13 protein-coding genes are annotated in these 18665 nt (G+C 50.0%); 1 reads left to right on the top strand and 12 read right to left on the bottom strand.

Annotation, left to right across the window (positions count from 1 at the left end; genetic code table 11):
- Positions 1-25: 25 nt before the first annotated feature.
- Both FHS16_RS01720 and FHS16_RS01715 read right to left on the bottom strand, forming a co-directional pair.
- A complete protein-coding gene (locus tag FHS16_RS01720) occupies positions 26-355 on the bottom strand; it encodes a hypothetical protein (RefSeq protein WP_183557995.1) in 330 nt (109 codons plus the stop codon).
- A 202-nt stretch (positions 356-557) separates the two neighbouring features.
- On the bottom strand, positions 558-2867 hold the full coding sequence (locus tag FHS16_RS01715; RefSeq protein ID WP_183557992.1) for a glycoside hydrolase family 95 protein: 2310 nt from the start codon (positions 2865-2867) through the stop codon (positions 558-560).
- A gap of 99 nt (positions 2868-2966) precedes the next feature.
- Here FHS16_RS01715 and FHS16_RS01710 point away from each other — a divergent pair, with 99 nt between their 5' ends.
- Positions 2967-3827, top strand: a complete 861-nt coding sequence (locus FHS16_RS01710; RefSeq protein WP_183557989.1) for a helix-turn-helix domain-containing protein — start codon at positions 2967-2969, stop codon at positions 3825-3827.
- A gap of 194 nt (positions 3828-4021) precedes the next feature.
- On the opposite strand, the gene FHS16_RS01705 is transcribed toward FHS16_RS01710, so the two are convergent.
- From FHS16_RS01705 to FHS16_RS01665, 10 genes are all read right to left on the bottom strand, one after another.
- A complete protein-coding gene (locus FHS16_RS01705; protein WP_183557986.1) occupies positions 4022-6394 on the bottom strand; it encodes a glycosyl hydrolase family 95 catalytic domain-containing protein in 2373 nt (790 codons plus the stop codon).
- Positions 6395-6658: 264 nt separating this feature from the next.
- Complete coding sequence (locus FHS16_RS01700; RefSeq protein WP_183557983.1) at positions 6659-8290, bottom strand: glycosyl hydrolase family 18 protein; 1632 nt, start codon at positions 8288-8290, stop codon at positions 6659-6661.
- A 143-nt stretch (positions 8291-8433) separates the two neighbouring features.
- Complete coding sequence (locus tag FHS16_RS31530; protein ID WP_246431531.1) at positions 8434-9471, bottom strand: glycoside hydrolase family 76 protein; 1038 nt, start codon at positions 9469-9471, stop codon at positions 8434-8436.
- Positions 9468-10511 carry a glycoside hydrolase family 76 protein gene (locus tag FHS16_RS31525; protein ID WP_246431530.1) on the bottom strand — a complete coding sequence of 348 codons (1044 nt, stop codon included), beginning with the start codon at positions 10509-10511 and terminating at the stop codon, positions 9468-9470. Before FHS16_RS31525 ends, FHS16_RS31530 begins: the two co-directional genes overlap by 4 nt.
- A gap of 41 nt (positions 10512-10552) precedes the next feature.
- Entirely contained in the window at positions 10553-11440 is an 888-nt protein-coding gene (locus FHS16_RS01690) for a carbohydrate ABC transporter permease (RefSeq protein WP_183557980.1), read from the bottom strand.
- 15 nt (positions 11441-11455) lie between these two features.
- Positions 11456-12343, bottom strand: a complete 888-nt coding sequence (locus FHS16_RS01685; RefSeq protein ID WP_183557976.1) for a carbohydrate ABC transporter permease — start codon at positions 12341-12343, stop codon at positions 11456-11458.
- Positions 12344-12408: 65 nt separating this feature from the next.
- The gene (locus FHS16_RS01680) at positions 12409-13725 is read right to left on the bottom strand and encodes an ABC transporter substrate-binding protein (RefSeq protein WP_183557973.1); all 1317 of its coding nucleotides are present in this window, start codon (positions 13723-13725) and stop codon (positions 12409-12411) included.
- 189 nt (positions 13726-13914) lie between these two features.
- Entirely contained in the window at positions 13915-15078 is a 1164-nt protein-coding gene (locus FHS16_RS01675; RefSeq protein ID WP_183557970.1) for a GntR family transcriptional regulator, read from the bottom strand.
- A gap of 147 nt (positions 15079-15225) precedes the next feature.
- Positions 15226-16821, bottom strand: coding sequence for a response regulator transcription factor (locus FHS16_RS01670; RefSeq protein ID WP_183557968.1), 1596 nt, complete (start codon positions 16819-16821; stop codon positions 15226-15228).
- Positions 16796-18577, bottom strand: coding sequence for a cache domain-containing sensor histidine kinase (locus FHS16_RS01665; protein ID WP_183557966.1), 1782 nt, complete (start codon positions 18575-18577; stop codon positions 16796-16798). Before FHS16_RS01665 ends, FHS16_RS01670 begins: the two co-directional genes overlap by 26 nt.
- Positions 18578-18665 lie beyond the last annotated feature (88 nt).

Below are 18665 nucleotides of genomic sequence, written 5' to 3'. Positions count from 1 at the left end.
ATTTCCTCCCAAACTTAACAATACGTTAATCCATCGCAACCAACTCACGATAAATCCAGTTAAAAAGCAGCGGCGGCCGTTTTTCCTCAGGACGCCAGCCCTTCCCCATCGCTTCCGTTAAAATTATGGCAACCTCTGAAGGCTTGACGAGCTTTAAGTTCAACTGCTCCACATGAGGAAATTCCACCCAGTAATCGTTAATGTCCGAGGCGATATACACTTCAAGCTTTTGGCCCTTTTCTTCATTATGCTCTGCAATTAATACAATGCGACCCTTTGAGGTTGCAGAAATGTGCCATCTGTATGTTGTATTTCCGACTGTTATCTTCCGCGTACCTTTTTTAGGCATCGTCATGATAGACCCTCCAATTTTGAAAATGAGAGGTAATTTTTTATACTATATAAATAAATAATTACCTCTCATTTCCATCATATCACGATATCCCTCCCATCAGCTTCTGGATTGCTGCAGCACAATGACTTAACCTTCCCCTCTCACTATGCAACATAAAAAAAAGCCCACACATTAATGTGCAGGCCATCTATCCGTAAAATCACTATTCTCTTATCGTCACGGCATACTCGCTGCCAGCTGCCGCCTGCCATACCGCACAACCGTCTTCATATTGCATGTTGCTTAGCTCCTGGCCGTCCTTCGAGATCAGCAACTCTCCGCTTGCAAACAGAACGCATCTATTCGAAGCTGTCGCACGAATGTGCGCTTCCGCAAGCTTGCCGCCTGACCAGCGGATATCCACCTCGAAGCCGCCACGGGCGCGCAGGCCCGTGATCTCGCCGTCTTTCCATGCGGATGGCATAGCCGGCAGCAAGTGGATATAGCCAGCGTGGCTTTGCAGCAGCATCTCTGAAATGCCCGCCGTGCCGCCGAAGTTGCCGTCGATCTGGAAAGGCGGATGATTGTCGAACAGATTGGGTAGCGTCGAGTGACCTAGCAGCGCCTGCACATTCTCATACGCCTTCTCTCCATCCGCAAGCCTTGCCCAGAAATTAATAATCCAAGCACGGCTCCAGCCCGTATGACCACCGCCGCTTTCCAATCTTCGCTCAAGCGTTACTCTGGCCGCCGCCGCCCACTCCGGCGTACCTTTCACTGTAAACTGCTTGCCGGGGTGAAGCGCGAATAGATGTGAAATATGGCGATGACCAGGTTCTGCCTCCTCGTAATCCTCCATCCACTCTTGAATCTGTCCGTGCTTGCCGATCGCAGGCTTCGGCAGGCGCGCACGGATCCGTTCCCAGCGATTCTGCTCAGCTGCTTCCAACCCGAGTATTCCCGCAGCTTCGAAGCAAGCCGTGAACAACTCATACAGAATTTGGCTGTCCATGGAAGCGCCTATGCATAGCGTGCCTGATTCGCCATTTGGCAGCCTATACGTGTTCTCCGGTGAAACAGACGGATTCAGCACGAGCAAACCCTCTTCCGTTTCTGTCAGAAACTCTTCGAAAAATTGTGCCGACTCCTGAAGGATCGGATAGCTCTTTTCCAAGAAAGCCAAATCAAGCCCATACTCGTAATGCTCCCACAAATGCAGGCAAAGCCATGCCGCCCCCAGCGTCCAATAGGAAGCTGGCAAGTAGATGTCCTGAGGCGCCGTATCTGCCCAAATGTCCGTATTGTGATGAGCGACGAAGCCTCCGCAATTGTACATGGTCTTGGCGGTAATCCGGCCCGGCTCCCGCATCCGTTCAATGAGCTCGAACAGCGGTTCATGGCATTCTGCCATATTGCCTGCTTCGGCTGGCCAATAGTTCATCTGCGCATTAATATTTATCGTATATTTGCTGTCCCATGGCGGAAGCATCTTCTCATTCCATATGCCTTGCAGATTAGCTGGCAACGAACCAGGTCGGCTGCTAGATATGAGCAAATAACGACCGTATTGATAGTACAGAGCTACAAGCCCGCTATCCGCATGGCCCTCCTGAACCAGCCTTAACCGCTCATCCGTTGGCAGGCCTGCAACAGCAGCCGTTGATGCAACCGTTAATTGCAGGCTTACTCGACTCGATATACGGACGAAATCGTCGATATGGTTTTTTTTCAACGTTTCATAGCTGAGCTGTGCAGCCTTCGAGCCCGTTTGAATCACATAAGCTTCGGGGTCAGCATGTCGAAATGAGGTGGCAGCCGTTAGAATCAGCGTCACACTGTCAGCTCCCTCGACGACAAGATGCTCGCCAATGATCGTGATAGAGCCGCCTTCGGCAGCCGCGCGCAGCGCCATTCGGAAATCGGAGCCGCCCGAGCCGCCGCATATCCCCCTCATGACAATCGTGTTATCATCGGCCTTCACCAATTCATCGTAATAACGATTGTTTCCGCGAAGAAGACGCGCCGTAAAGCTGATGCCTCCGGGTTTATCCGATGTCAATCTTGTAACGAGCGCCTCATCCGGAAAGCTCGCAAAATGTTCCCGGCGAAAAACCGTTTCGCCTATTCGGAACGAAACCGAAGCCATGCCTTTGTTAACATCCAAGTCACGCACATATTCACTCGTTTCCCCGTTACCCTCATAACGAAACGATAGCTGCAAATCGCCAAGCGGCATATAATGGCGCTGCGTCTCGGGCACGCCTGACAAAGCCATCGCGGACAAATCATGCGCCTCGCGCAGCCGTCCCTCTCTGAGCAGACCTTGAATTTGCTCCAAATGCGGCAAGGCATCCGGGTTATTGCGATCTCGCGGTCCGCCGTACCAAACGCTGTCTTCATTCAGTGCAATGCGCTCCTGCTTCGCATGACCGAATATCATGCCGCCCAGCTTCCCGTTTCCGATCGGCAATGCCTCCTCCCATATTGCGGCAGGCTGCTTGTACCATAACCGGCTTTCCCTTAGTATTGTCATTCTCTTATCCCCTTCCATGAATCTAGCTTTTCTTTGCCCTGGCAATCTATTACTATGAGTGTATACCTACTAAAAACCACCGGACGGCGGTGCACGGCCATGATGAGAAGAAACGAACAGCATGCTTTATCCGATTTGCTACAATCCCTGCAGCTTCAATTGATTATCGCCCATAAAACGCAAGTATCCATGAACTGGGCAGAAACCGATTCAACGCCCGAGTATAATAAGCTGTATTACATTTGCGAGGGTGAGGGCTGGATTCGCATCGGCAACGTCGATTATTATCCGAAGCCCGGTCAGCTTTTTCTGACCCCCGCCCATACCCGCATATCCTTTTCAGCTCGCAATAATCGTCCATACTTGAAATATTGGTGCCACTTCAGCATTTTGGCTGGCCCCTTTGATCTGTTTCAATGGATTGGCGTTCCTTTATGCCTGGATATCGATGATCACTCCCGCATGACAGCCTTATTCCAGGAGCTGATTGCCTGGCATGAACAGCCGACGATTGTAGCCCGGCTCCGCGAGAAAGCGATCCTCCTGGAGATCGTTAGCCGCTACCTTGAATCGGTGCCGATTCAAGTGCTCCAGCATCGTTCGGAGGAAATGAGCCGTTTGAATATTATTCAGCAGTTTGTGGACAGCCGCCTCCATCTGAATATCAGCATCGATCAAATGGCAGAAGCGCTCCATCTGCATCCGAATTATTTCAGCGCGTATTTCAAAAAGCATTTTGGCATTCCGCCGCTCAAATACGTGAACCGCAAACGGACCGAACGGGCAAAACTGCTCCTTACGACCACATCGCTCAGCGTCAAGGACATAGCGGACCAATGCGGCTTCAAGGAAACGAATCACTTTACTAAGTTTTTTCGTAAAGAAACAAGTCTTTCCCCTACGGAATATCGGTCGGCGTACTCCCCATCGGCGCCGATATCGTCGCTGCCTTTATTATAAAAGCGCATTCATGCACTGACGATGGAAGAAACTAAGCATTAATGGGATGAAAATAAGATTTACTTCAAGGTTCATCCCCTAATCGAAACAGAGGCAGTCATGGACGAATGAAAGTCCTTGACTGCCTCTATTTTGCAAACGCCTATTTCCCGCAATTCCAGTTACAAACAATCTTCATTGCCTCGGAATTTCAATTAAGCTTGCACGAACCGAAGCCGCTCTCCCTTTGCTGTTTCGATTGAAATGACTTCACCCGAGAATTGCCGTTCTCCGCTGCTGCTTATACAGCTTGCACCGCTTTCCCAAGGACAATAAATGCTCAGCTTCCCGCCTGCCTCACTGACAATTTCCAGCCACTCCACCTTGCCTCCGACCGCAGCCGCGCTGACCAAAAAGCCGCCTACGGCACGAAGCGTGCTGAACTCCGATGGCTCCGCGAGCGACCAATTGGGAAACAACCGAATGACTCCGTTATAGCTCTGCATCAAGCATTCATTAATAACGGCAGGCAAAGCGAAGTTCTCGAACCAGATCCCCATCGGCGCCATATAGTCGAAATCCGTCGTGTCCGAATACCTTCCGCCCGCTTCCAGCAGCTTGTCCGTACACGTTCCGTTAGGCAGCATGCAATATGCGATCTGGCGTTTGAAGCGCTCCAGATCAAGCTGCCCTAGCCGGGCGCCAGCCAGATGATAGAATACGAGCTCATTGCCGCCCTCGTTCCGGTGGTTACGGTAGGAGTTCACCGCAATCTCGTATTCCTCCGGCGAAGAATGCAGGCCATGCTCTTCGCCAGCGAACACGGTTGTAACGCTATTCGGCACATTGTAAATAACCTCGGCATCTTCCCCTGGGACGGATACGAATACTTTGCCTCTCTGCGACTCAGCGGTTGGATAGTCGGGAAACCTTGCCAGCACCTCGTGCACCTCGGCTAGCAGCTCTGACTCTGATTCCACTCGTTCAAGCTCATCACACGCCTCCGAGAATGCGCGGAATAAAAACTTCGTTAACGTAAGATCAACCAAGCAATCGCTGTTTCGCTTGAATCCAGGCGTCAACTCATACAGCTCCGGCACAACGGTAGGAAAAATATGATAGCGGTCGTCCCCCCAACGCTCGCCCTGCGCTTCCGGCCGCTTCATATAATCAACCATAAACAGCACAGCCTCCTTCATCGGGGTGAAGGCACGCTTCGATAGAAAGGCTTTATCCATCGTGTAGCGGTAATGCCACCATAGGCTTTGTACCGTCCAAGGCGTTTCGCAAATCTCCCATCCCCAATGCGGCACGGGATAAGGCATGACGTTCATTTCGACTGGATAGGCGGAATGCGGATAATAGGCGCCTCTGAGTCCGTAATATTCCTTCGCCCATTTCCGGCTGATTGGGAGCACATGATCAACCATATTCACGTATGCCAGATGCTTGTCGACATGGTTGCTTGAGAATGCTACCCAGAAGGGCTGCTGCGTGTTGTAGTTCATATGGTAATCCCCATGCCACTCCGATCCGATCTTTCCATAGCTCCAATTCGCGAAAATGCCAGGGCAAGTCGCTTCCGGCTTCACGGCGCACTGGAAGAAATACAAATTCCGGTACCATACCTGCTCCAGAAATTCATCCGCCAAGGACACGCCTGAGCGTGACCAGTAGCTGCTCCAAGCTGTGCAAGCAGCGTCAAAGGCTTCCGCGAACGATTCTTTAGCTGGACAATTGCCTTGGTTCATCTGACTCGGAACCGATGCGTCGCTTCCTTCTTCCAATTCGACGCGAATGACAAAATCCTCCGGCATCTCCAGCTTGGCTTCCAGCCTATTCCCGCTTTCCTGAATGACGGCAGAAGCCGAGATACAGGCAGACAGCCGGAATGCCTTGTCTGTAGGATGACCGGCATCGTTCGCGACCTTCTCGTTCGAGAAGGGAAGCTTCTGCCGAAACGATAGCTGGTTGTACTGTCCGTCAAAGCTGCTTTTGAATGGCGGCATCTCTTCTGGTGTATTGGGATCAGCTATGAGCCTAATTCGATTGAAAAAGGAGGCTGCCTTAGGCGATTGATCCGCTCCCTTCATCGTGATCCATAGGCGGTCAGCCTGCTGGTCGACGAAAACCTGTACGGCAGCAACCGCGTCTTCGAGTTGAAAATATATCTCGCAAAGGCCATTCTCGAGCTGAAGCGAATGGCCGAGCACCTCGGCGCTGCGTCGGTCAAAGCCGAGCAGCAAAGAGCCGCAAGGCATCGGACGTGGATAGGGGAAGCTGTAATTCTCGCTAGTCATCGCCACGTATTCACGATACCAAGCCTCTTCGCTTAGCGAAGCGTAATGCTCCGGCACCTCCTTCAGCTTGGCAAATAATTGCTCAAAGGTGCCGATCTGATCCTGATGGTTTTCTGCGATACGAATATCCCAGACGTTATTATGGCCGGAATGAATGACGATTGCGTCCGGGCGAGTCGTCACGACCGCCCCCATTCCCCCGTTGCCGAGCAATGCCCCTTCAAAAAAAGACGGCGCCGGACGTTCGTAACGAATGGCATGCTTGCGTACTCTCTCCAACGTATTCATTGCCTATGCCTCCCGTATATTTCGCTTATCCGCTATCAAAGAATGATTGCGCTTACCTCACGGTCATCATAGCTAAAGCAACAAGTCTATGGATAGGGACATCTACGTCTATTAACGTACACTTCCTCCCCATCGGAATGATAATATCGTTTTATCAAGCCGTTATTTACTTAGTTCCCGGAAAAAGTAAAAGCCAGCCACGCTAGCGGCCGACTTTTCCTGATTGTTATTAAGCTTTTTATTGCTTCATGTTTATCATCATTATTATTGCTGCTCGTTAAACGAAGAAATGATCGTCCAGTCCGCATCGGTAAGCTGATTAATTTGCCAAATCGCGACGCCCTGCAGACCCATGTCTTGCGCCAATCGCATCTTCGCTTGGATACTCTCCGAATTCTCGTACCATAGCAAATGCGTTCCTCGCGTATCCGTAAACGTGATGCGATTAAGGAAGTATGGCAGCTGCATCGTAGAGACAGTCCCCTCGGCTGCAATTCTGCTTTCGACGGCCGCTATGGACGGAGAGCGGAAAAACTCAACCGTTCCGTCTGCAGCAGTCGTCCATTGGTTCGCTTGCTTGGAAATGCCTAGCAGCAGCTTATCCGCCGGAATGTACGCAAGCGCGTTACGTACGGCGTCGCCTACCAGCGTGAGCGGAGCGGAAGGCAAGCCGCTCTCCTCGTGAGTGAATTCGTAAGCCATCAGCACCACCGTGTCAGCGAGCTCGCCAAGCGTTTTATAATCGTAACCGCCATAATAATAGGAGGGCGGAACAACTACCGTAAGCAAAGTTGTCTCGCTTACCGCGCTTTTCACCTCCCGAATGAGCTCGGTGAACGGCTCTTTCAAAGCAGCCGGGACAAGCCCTTCCAAATCAATGGCAACCCGATCAAACCCATATTGCGGATCATGGAGTACATCTGCCAAAGCATTCACGAATGACTTGCGCGCTTCGGCATCTACAACGAATTCGCCCAGCTTGTTCAGCGTCGTATTGCCAAATACCATAAGCGTCTTCTCGGAGCCGCCAGCATCCGCTGCGGCAAGCAGCTGCTTCCAATCGCTAGGAGGCGCAAACGCAAGCGACGCCTTGCCTGCGCCTTCATAGCTCAGCTTGGCCCAATCGAAGATAATCTCGCCGGCATCCGCAAAGCGTTCCGTTTTCTTGTATGGTCCGGACGGTGCATAAAAGGCGGAGATGCCTAGTTGCTTGCCTTTGCTGCGGAAGCTGATCAACCGATCGACCGTAGCAGCCGCTTCACGCCTCGTCAACGATTTGCCTGGAAGAAACCGTCCTTTATCATCGCCTTGCATGATGGAATCCGCGTACGTCCGCAGCACATATGGCGCAAGCTTGCTATCGATTTGCGCCTTATCTGCGTAATTCGCCTGCTTATCTGCTGCCTTCCAATCCGTATTCAGCCATTGCTGCTTCTCTTCTGCGGATTTTCCTTGCAGCAAGGCGAATCCGGTCAACGCAGCAACCTCTTCACGCTTAATCGCCTGTGCAGGATTAAACTTGCCGTCCTGAATCAGCAAATCCAACCAGCCAGCATCATATGCCTGTTTGATTACCCCGTAGGACCAGCGATCCTTCGCCACATCCTTAAGGGCGGCCGTTCTTTCCTTCTCTGCCTTCGGCTTGACCGACTGCGCCAGCAGCTTAACAAACGCTTCTCTCGTAAGTGCCGTATCCGGCTGATAGTTTCCATTCTCATAGCCGGTCACAATGCCCATGGCGACTAGCCGGTAGATAGATTCCGCCGCCCAATCCTGCTCCTTCACATCGCGAAACGGCTTCAATTGCGCTTCGTATGCGAATGCCTGCATGGAAGTCCCTATTAATAATACGACTAGTAATCCGATTAAAATGGCCGTTTTTCCCCTAAGCTTCAACGCATCCAACTCCTCATTAGAGCAAATCTATTACTCTATTCATTTGGTCGATAGTATAATAGCTCATTTCCCATCGAAAGTCCAACTGAACCATATTATGGAGAGGAAAGCGAATCTATCACTTGTTTTAAGCTTCAATGCATCTACGAATCTGCCTTTTTGACTAATTCAGCGGCTTCCATCAGCATGACGCCGCTCAGCTGCACGCTTAATTGGACAGGCAGCTCAGGGTGCTTCTCCCAGGATGGGCCGCATAATCCCCGTTGCTGCTCCAAGCCTTTTGCAGCAAAAACGGCAGCATTGGCTTCTATAACATCCCTAATCACGTTCATATCCGGCGCTTCACGCTGCAGCTCCACCAAATACCGTATCAATATGCCTTTGAACAAGCCCGTATCGTCGATGCCTTCATCAGGAAATATAAGCTGATTCGGTTTCGCGAATCGATCAAAGCAAGTTTCCGCTGTTCGCTTTGCATCCTCCAGATAGCGCGGCTCTCCCGTGCAGCGGTACAGCTCCACCCCTGCGCCGATGAATACCCCTTGGCAATAGGTGAATGCCCAATCATAGTCGATTAGCATATCGCCATTGCGGTTCATACCATCCCAAACGAAGCCCGTCTGCGGGTCAACGAGATAATCCAAGTTCCATTTATAAATGCGAACAGCCCAGTCGAGATCGGCCTCGTTCCCGAAGGATTGATAAAGCCTTGCGGCTAATATGGCAGCTGGCGCATTGGCCGGCGTGTTTTTATAATCCTTTTGTCCCTTGTTCCAGCCCATGCCGCCGCCCATTTGGTCGCTCCAAGCGGTTTGGATATCTGCCCATAGCTCAAGGACGCTGCTCTTGTATTTCTCTTCACGAGTGATTTGATAGATTCTAAGCAGAGCTAGCGCGAGCCACTCCATGTCATCGTAATAATGGTGAAGGAAGGTCCCGCCATTGCTGGCAAGAATACCCTCATGAATCGCCTCAATCCGATCCTGATATTTTCGGTCGTTCGTACGGTTCAGCCCATCGACAAACACGTCGATGACATGCGCCTGCCACCAATAATAATAATTTTCATGAGCCGGGCTCGCTTCCTTCGGATACCATTGATTCATGATCAAAGACTCTTCGTTCCAGTAATGGCTGAACATAGCATCCTGTACGAAGTCAACTTGGCTGTTCATGCTCATCGCTCGTTCTCCGCCATTTTTTCCAGCAGCATGATTCCACTGAGCTGCACGCTGAGTGTAACCGTCTCACCAGGCTTTTCCGTCCAATTGTGGTTAAACAGCGCCTCTCCCTCCGACTTCCCATTCAGCCATAGCTGCTCGGCATTGCGCAAAAGCAGCTGCAAGGCACCCGTATCCCCGGTTTCCTTCACAAGCTCAGCAGAATATCGGATGAGGATGCCTTTGAACAATCCGCCGTCGCCCGTCTCCTCATCCGGCAGTACACTTGTTGCCGGATCAGCAAGCTCTGCAACGGCTGCGCGGAAGGAGCGGCTTGCATCCTGCAGGTAGCTTTGTTCGCCAGTTGCCCGGTAAAGCTCTACGCCAGCCCCGATATAGACGCCTTGGCAGTACGTGAATTTCCATTCTTTATCTACTGCGCCGTCACCGTTTCGATTCATCCCATCCCATACGAACCCAGTCTCTGGGTCTACTAATTTTTCCTTTTGCCATTTGTAGATTTTCAACGCCCACGCCAAGTCATCGCCTGACTTGAACTCCCGGTACAGCTTGGCGGCTAATATGACAGCTGGCGCGTTTGCAGGGGTATTTTTATAATCAAGCTGGGATTTCTGCCAAGCGATTCCGCCCCCCATATGCTCGTTCCAGCCCGTTTTGATATCCGCCCACAGCTCCAACGCTGCTGACTTATATTTTTCTTCCCCAGTTGCTTTATAAGCGCGAAGCCATGCAAGCGCCATCCACTCCATGTCGTCGTAAAGCTCGTTTGGCAATGCCCCGCCGTTCCGCTCAACAATGCCGTTATAGAATTGGGCCAATCTGTCCGCATAAAGAGGCGCTCCCGTCCTAACCAGCCCGTCAACCAATACATCGACCGCATGCGCCATCCACCAATAATGAAAAATCGTGTTGCATATGCCGTTCGGGCATGGCGTTTCGATATTGTACATCTTTATTTCGTCATTCCAGAAAAACTGCTCCAGGGCTAACTGTGCTTCATCGGCCCGCTTCTCCCATACTCCGATTGCCATCTGGCTCATGTAACGTCTCCCCCTAGTTCATTATCAATCTCGCTCATTGATTATCCTTTAATGCCGCTGAATGCGATGCCTTGAACAAAGTAACGCTGCAAGAGCAGAAATAAAATCAAGATCGGAAGTATGGCAACCAGCGCACCTGCCATCATCGGGCCGAAATCCGTTTGGAAATTGTAGGAAAATGCCTGCAAGCCCATTTGGACCGTCGCTTTTGCGGGATCATTCAGTACGATCATCGGCCAAAGAAAGCTGTTCCAGCCTGCCTGAAATGTAAAGATGCCTAGTGTAGCAAGCGCCGGCTTCGTTAGCGGCAAATATATTTTCCAGAAAATCATAAATTCCCCGCAGCCTTCGATTCGCGCCATCTCCAGCATGTCTGTCGGTAAAGTAAGAAAAAACTGCCGCATAAAGAAAACGGCGAACGTTCCGGAAGCGCCCGGGAGAATGATCCCCCAGAAGGAATTCATGAGCCCATGCCCTCCTGAGCCGAGCAGATCATTGCCGCCAAAGAGCGGCAAATGCTGCAGCACGTACACGCTCGGAATCATCGTCACGATGCCAGGAATCATCATCGCCGCCAGCAAAACGCGAAACAAAGGCTGGCTCAGCTTGAATTTCAGCTTAGCGAAGGCGTAACCGGCGAGTGACCCCAGAAACAGGTTAAACAACACACCCGCCGCGGCCAGAACGAACGAATTCCAGAAGTACAAACCGAAAGGAACCGTCGTAAAGGCTTTCTTATAATGCTCGAACGTAATGTCGGTCGGCAGCCACTGGATTGGCATCGCAAAAATGTGCTCGTCTGGCTTGAACGAGGTCAGCACGCTCCAGTAAAAAGGCAAAAACATGACGATCGCAATTAAAGCACTCCCGGCATAATAAATCGTCTTTTTTAACCCCTTGCTGAGAGGAGTACCTCCAATCGTTTCCATTTGCAGCTCTCCTCCCTATATAACGGATTCTTCCGCTTTTGTTATTCTCATATTAATGATGGAGAAAATAAGAATGGCGATAGCTAATACGAACGCCTGAGCTGACGCATAGCCCATTTGCAGCTGGTTGAAGCCTTGCTGGTAGATCAAATAAACCGGTGTTTTGGTCACGTTGGCAGGCCCGCCCTGCGTAAGCACGAATGCTTGATCGAACAATTGCAGCGCCCCGATAATGGATAAGGTGCTAACCAGAAATGTCGTTGGCCTGAGCTGCGGCCAAGTAATAAACCGGAAGCAGTCCACCTTGGTTGCTCCGTCAAGCCTCGCCGATTCATACAAATAATCGGGAACCCCTTGCAAGCCCGCAAGGTAGATGATCATATTGGAGCCGACCGATTGCCACAGCGTCACCATAATAATGGACAGCATTGCGGTCTCCGTCTGGGCTACCCATGCTGGACCTGTAATACCCATATAAGACAGCAGTCCGTTAACTAAACCGAACTCGGGATGCAGCAGCCAAATCCATACGGTTGCCGCCGCTACGGAAGACGTTAAGGTCGGCAAATAATTGAGCGTGCGAAACAGCTTAACGCCCCGCCACGCTCGGTTCATCAGAATGCCTAAGGCGAGCGAAATGATAATATTGAACGGGACGAATATAACCGCGTACAGAAAGACGTTTTTGAACGTTACCCATAATAATTGATCGTCAAGCAGACGGCGGTAATTATCAAAGCCTACCCAGTCTTTGCGGCTCAATACGTCATAGTTGGTAAAGCTCAGATAAAGCGCCATAATGACCGGAATAACCGTAAATACAAGAAACAGCAGCATAGTCGGAGTGATGAACAAGTAGGCTGTCCTTGCCTGATGACGCTCCAGCTTTCTAACGGAAGCCATAAAAACTCTCCCTTCACTTGGAGAGAGGGAGGAGCTCCTCCCTCTCTGATTGACGAACGTGACGTTTATTTCACTTCCAGGTTATCCTGCAGCAGCTTATCGCCTTGATCCTGTGCTTTCTTAAGCGTGTCCTCGATGCTCTGCTTGTTCTGCTGGAACAGCTGCAAATTCGGCGTCAGCGCATCGCCTTCCATCACGGAGTAGCCTGGATGGTTCGGACGAACCTTCGCGAATTCAAGCGTTTCCATAAACGGCTGCCAGAACGGGTCATCCTTGAAGAAAGGGTCCTCCAGCGCAGGCTTGTAGCCTGGAATATTCAAGCTCGTTTTTGCCCATAGCAGCGCATTGTCTTTATTCGCAAGCCACCATTTAATAAATTCCCATGACTCTTCCTTATGTTTCGCTCCTTCGGGAATCACGAGTCCAAAGCCGCCCATTACGCTTGCTTTGTCGCCATTTGGTCCCGCGGGAGGCGGAACGATTCCGAAATCCAAGTCCTTGCCGTATTTTTTATAAGTGCTTAGCATCCAAGGCCCCGTATACTGCATAGCCAGTTTGCCGGTTACGAATGCATCCTGTCCTTCACCCAGCCCTTGCTCAAAGCCTACTTTGTATACTTTGTCCTGGTTCAACATACGGTCCCAATATTGAAGCACTTGTTTTCCTTGATCGTTGTTGAAATTCGTTTTTCCATCCTCAGTAAGCATTTGTCCGCCCGCTTGCTGCAAATACATATTGAACAAACCGACATCGCCAAGCGAGAAGCCTGCTACTTCCAGCTTATTTCCATTCCATTTCGTTAGCTTCGCAGCAGCGTCTGCAAGCTCATCCCATGTTTTTGGCGGCTCCACACCAGCTTCAGCAAGCAGTTTTTTGTTATAGAAGAGCGCGCGCGCATCGACCGTAAGCGGCAGACCGTACAGGTTGCCGTCCAGGGAAAGCTCCTTTAGCGATTCTTCATAATAATCATCGCGCGAGATGCCGTCACGCTCTAAGTACTCATTAATTGGATGCAGCACGTTTTTGGGTGCATAAAGCGAAGTTCGCCAGCGATCCCAGAACAATATGTCCGGCGAGCCTCCAGACGTTGCAGCCGTTAGAAATTTCGTAATCATGTCCTGCTGCAGGACATACTTGACATGTATTTTGGTTTGCGATTTATTGAAGACATCGACCATGGTCTCGAATTGTGCTTGACCCTCGCCGCCCCAATCGCCCCAGAAGGTCAATTCCACTGCCTTTGCGTTTGTTTTATTGCCGCCTTCCGCATTCGTAGAACCGTCTGTGTTATTCTGGTTTGCGTTGTTACCCGAGCATCCTGCAAGAAGCCCTATGACGAGCAGCATCGCTGTCCCTGTCATTAACCATTTTTTCGTTTTCATTGCCGTGCCTCCCTTTTCGTATTTATGTTTATGCTGCGAAAGAGGTTATCCCCGAAAAACCGTAACCGCTTTCATAAATTGAGTATATTAGTATGAGGTGTGTATGTCAACGTGAATTTATTTCGACATTTTACAAGCTAATATATCATTTTAGTTCTATTCAAATGCAAAAAAAAATACCCCTGACCATCAAGGGTACTCTTGGCGTGCTATGGCAGTTGAATCTCCGATAATTAAATCCGCTTCCAGCATCACCTTATTGGGTACGGCTTGCCCTTGCATAATGCGCAGCACATGGCCGACTGCCAAACGTCCCATCTCTTCTTCGTTTTGTCGAATATGTGTAAAAGCATAACCGCCGCCAAGTCCCGTAGGCGGGCTGTCGAAGCAAATGATGGAGATGTCCTGAGGGATGCGGAGACCTGACCGCTCCACTGCCGCTTTCGCAAGCAGCGCAATATTATATTCAATCGCGAACAGAGCCGTAATTTCCGGTCGACGCTTCAAATGTGCCATCAGCCTTTGAACATCCTCTTCGATGTTGTTTTCGTTAAAGGAATTAGGCAGCGTAGAAGTCAGGTCGCTTACCCACAAATCTTTATCTACGGCAATTCCATGCTCGGCAAACGCTTGGATAAAGCCCTCGACGCGGTCCTCAACGGCTGTCGTATCCGTCGGCGGCGGCGACAGAAAGGAAATATGGCGATGTCCCAGCTCGAACAAAAATGCCGTCGCTTTCCTTGCCGCTTCGGCATTGTCCGTGCTGATCGACGCTGCAGATACGCCTTTTAGATGACGGTCGATCAACACCAGCGGAAATCGGCTAATGACCAGCTTTAATATTTCCTCATTGAAATATTCGCCCTGTGCTGGGAATACGATTAAGCCGTCCACGCCTAAATGAAGCAGCTTCTGTATTGAAAGCTCTTCATTGGCTGGAATGCCAAAGGATCTCCGCAGCACGAGAAAGCAATCATGATCCCTGGAAGCCTCCTCCATGCCGTATATCAATCCTGTGCCATAGCTGTTGCCGAAGTCAGTAATGACAAGTCCGATCGTCGTCATTTCCGCTTTGAACGCCGAGGCCGGCGCTTGCGTTGCCGCAGGCACAGGACCAAAGTCCGTATCAGGATCGGCAACAAACGAGCCTCTCCCCGGCTTTCTCACGATCAATCGTTCATTCGTAAGAAGCTCCAACGCCTTTTTGCTCGTGATTCGGCTCACTTTATAAGCTTCAGCCAATTCCTTCTCCGAAGGGATTCGCTCGCCGACTCCATATACGTTCGTTACAATTTGTTTTTTAACGGATTCAAATATTTTTTCGTACAACGGTTTAGATGAAGTTTCGTTCATAGCGAGCCCCTCTTCCATTCCTGCCTATAAGTCGAATACTAATAATATATCATGATATATCATTTAAATCGCTTTTGCAATCGAATTCATCCAGAAACAGCAAACAAGCTAGCCGGAGCGTCCGGCCAGCTTGCTTCGCAACGAAGGTCAAGTCGTTTTTTTCGTATCCTGACGGTAATCCATGGGAAGCCTGCCATACTTTTTTTTGAACATGTCACTGAAATGTCTTGCGTTGTTATACCCGACCTTTTCAGCAATTTCATAGACCATGAGATCGGTCAGGCTGAGCATATCCGCGGCATGACTCATTCGCACCTCGGTCACGTATTGCTTAAAGTTTTGCTTCGTATGTTTTTTGAAGAAGCTGCTGAAGTAGTAGGGGTTCATGAACGCCATGCTCGCCATAGACTCCAGCGTAATCTCCTCTCGGTAATGCTCATCGATATATTGCTTGATCTTGGCAAGCATGATCTTATCCTTATTGCCGGAATCGCTGTCCAGCTCGTTATAGGTTTTCTCGAACAAACCGATTATTACATCGCTCATTCGATCAAACGTTTCAAACAAAGCGAGGAGCTGCTGCAGCTCGCGTTTGTCCAAAGCGCGCTCCGATAGGCGTACGCCTGACTTCGAGAGCTCTTGGATAATAAAGGACACGGAGGAGAAGCAGGTCGAGACGGCAAGTGAACGGTTTCCGAACGTTTCGTTCTTAATCATCTGAAGCCATACGGTCAGCGAAGCTTGAACTTCCGGCCATCCCTTTGCCGTGATACTGCGGATGACATCCCATTGCGCATCATATAGCTGTTTATCGAAGGCATGCGCCTTGCTCAGAGGTACGTAGCTTAACACGCGGTTCAGTCCGACGAAATACTTCATTTCCATGGCTTGATCCGCTTCGGCGTAAGCGTCCGCCAGTTTCAGCAGCTCGCTGACAGGACGCCCAATGGCGATCGATACTTTCAGCTTTAGGAATGTCTCTATCTTCCGCTGCGTGTCCTCAGCCAGCAGAATCGGCACATCCATGTCATCATGGCTGACAACGGCAACATGTTGATTCTGCTTGATGAACACGTAGCCAATGCCGGTATCGATGATGACCTCCTGCAGCACATTGCCAATCGCAAACTCGATGAGTTTTTTTTCCTTCTCTGTCCAGCGGGCCGACTCTTCCATCAAATGTTCTACCTCTACGATTAGGACCGAATAATACGGTCCTTGAAGATGCTCCGCCGTCTCCTGATAAGACCTCGTTTTCACCGATAAATTCCCATCCGTTAATTGAATTAATGCATCCTGCATCTCTTCATGCTTGCTCTTCCGCTCAAGCAGCTGCAGCTTCCCTTTTCGTTTCTGCTCCTCATTCAACTCCGTGATTAAGGATATTGCTTTATCCAGCACGCTTTCAAGCTGCTGCTTGACGACCGGCTTCACCAGGTAATCGATCGCACCGAAGGCAACCGCATCCCGCGCGTAGGAAAACTCCTGATAAGCGCTTATAAAAATCACATGAACAGGCAAGCTTCTGTGCTTAATCTCTTTAATGATATCGATTCCCGTTTGATGCGGCATGCTGATATCGCTAATAACCAGATCCGGCTGAAGCTCCTCAATTAGCTGCATAAGCTCGTTCCCGTCATAGGCATGCCCGACGATTTCCATCCCGAATGATTCCCAGTCAATCAGCTTCCGCAGCCCTTTAATAATAATCGGTTCATCATCGGCCAGAATGAGTCGTATCATGAGGCAATTCCTCCCTTACCGGAAATAGCATCAGCACCGAGGTGCCGACATGCTTGCGGCTGCTTATCGAGAGGCCGTAGCCTTCCCCGCAGACCGATTTAATTCTTTCGTGTACGTTTTTGACTCCGACATTCTTGGAAGGAGCGGCCGCATCGCCCAGCATCAAGCTAAGCCGGTCCAGCTCGTCTTTATCCATGCCGATACCGTCATCATATACGGTAACAGCCAGCTTATCCTCTACGCATTCGATTGATATTTGAACCGTACCCTTCCCTTTCATCCGCAGACCATGCTGGACCGCATTTTCAACAATAGGCTGCAACGAAAGCTTCAGAATCGGCCAATCCATATTCACATCCTCAGCGATGTCGCATCGAAGCTCGAACCGATTCTCGAATCTTACTTGAATAATGTAGAAATAGTCCTTCAGATGCTCCAGCTCACGCTGAATACTCACCCAATCCTCGCCATAGTCAATGACGTATTTCAATTGATTCGATAAGGAGAGAATCATATCCGCAACTTCGTCCGCATCGCTGTGAACGGCATTCATGCGGATAACCTCCAGCGTATTGTATAAATAATGCGGGCGAATTTGGCTCTTCAGCGCGTTCAGCTCCGTCTGCTTCTGCTTGATCTCCGCTACGTAAGCCTCATTGATGAACACTTGCAGGCGGTCGACCATTCGGTTGAAGCCATGCGCCAGCCTGCCCATTTCATCATTGCTTTTCACTTCGATTTGAATTTCCAGATTGCCGGATTCCACCTTGGTCATCTGCTTGATCAGCCCGCGTATAGGTGCGGCAAGGCGCCTGGAGAACCAGGTCCCCATAATGATAAGCACGAGCGAGCAGATTCCGATTGCGATATATACGGCTGTGCTGGTCGTTCCAAGCTGTTTATAAATTTCGGTATTCTCGAATTTAACGAGCAGCTTGCCTTTTATGAACGGAATCTCCTCGCTTAGAATGAGCTTATCCCTGTCTGAATCCGTTGATAGCGGAGATGGGATGGATGCCAATTGTTTATTGCTGAAATAGGGGCGTTCCTTGCCATCGAGCACGTAAAGCTCGTCCTTCTCTCCCAAGTTCAACTCGCGCAGAAATTGATCTGCCACTTTGGCATCCACGTCAAAAAACAAAGTGCCCACGATTTTGGGATCCTTTGTAAGCGTGCCTGACGTATCGATTAAATTGCGACCGATCGTAATAACCTTGTCTTGGGAATTAAAAATATAATAATCGTCATGTGTCGGATAGATCATGAGCCCCGTAGGATCTTCCTTCATCGTATCGAGCCATTCACCGACGGGCAGCTGCTCCGATATCACGACTTTGTTTTCTTTGGTTTGATAGAAAAGCTTTTTGTCAGTCGTGCGCACGAAATAAGCGCTTGTTATATAGCGATCGCTGTACATGATCATTTTGAGAAACGCATCGATGGGAACGGAGTTGATTTGCTGCAATTCATTCACGTTGCGCGTCTGATTGTCCGAGAAGCTGTCCTGCATTCCCTCGTATCGGCCGGTGTACATCAACATGGATATTTCATTGTAATTATTGAATGCAGAGTTCAAATTGTAGCTGATATAGAGAACCATCTGTCGCAAATTATCGTTCGTGTAACGCTCTACATGCCCAGTAAAGGTTTGAACGGAGAAATAGCTCAGCGCGAATAAGGGAATCAGTCCCACTAATATAAAAGCAACCGAAAACTTCACGAACACGCTGTTCCATCTAAGCCGCCATGCTTTCATCCGCACCCTCCTCTCAACCAAGCCGTCCATCCTTTATCTTACCATATCTTGTTCATCCGGATACCCGCTTCCCGAAGACACGGATCCA

The sequence above is a fragment of the Paenibacillus endophyticus genome (assembly GCF_014192395.1).
In the GTDB taxonomy this organism is placed as follows: Bacteria; Bacillota; Bacilli; order Paenibacillales; family Paenibacillaceae; genus Pristimantibacillus; species Pristimantibacillus endophyticus.
The sequence above is the reverse complement of the archived record's forward strand: the minus strand, read 5'-3'. Positions and strand labels throughout refer to the sequence as shown.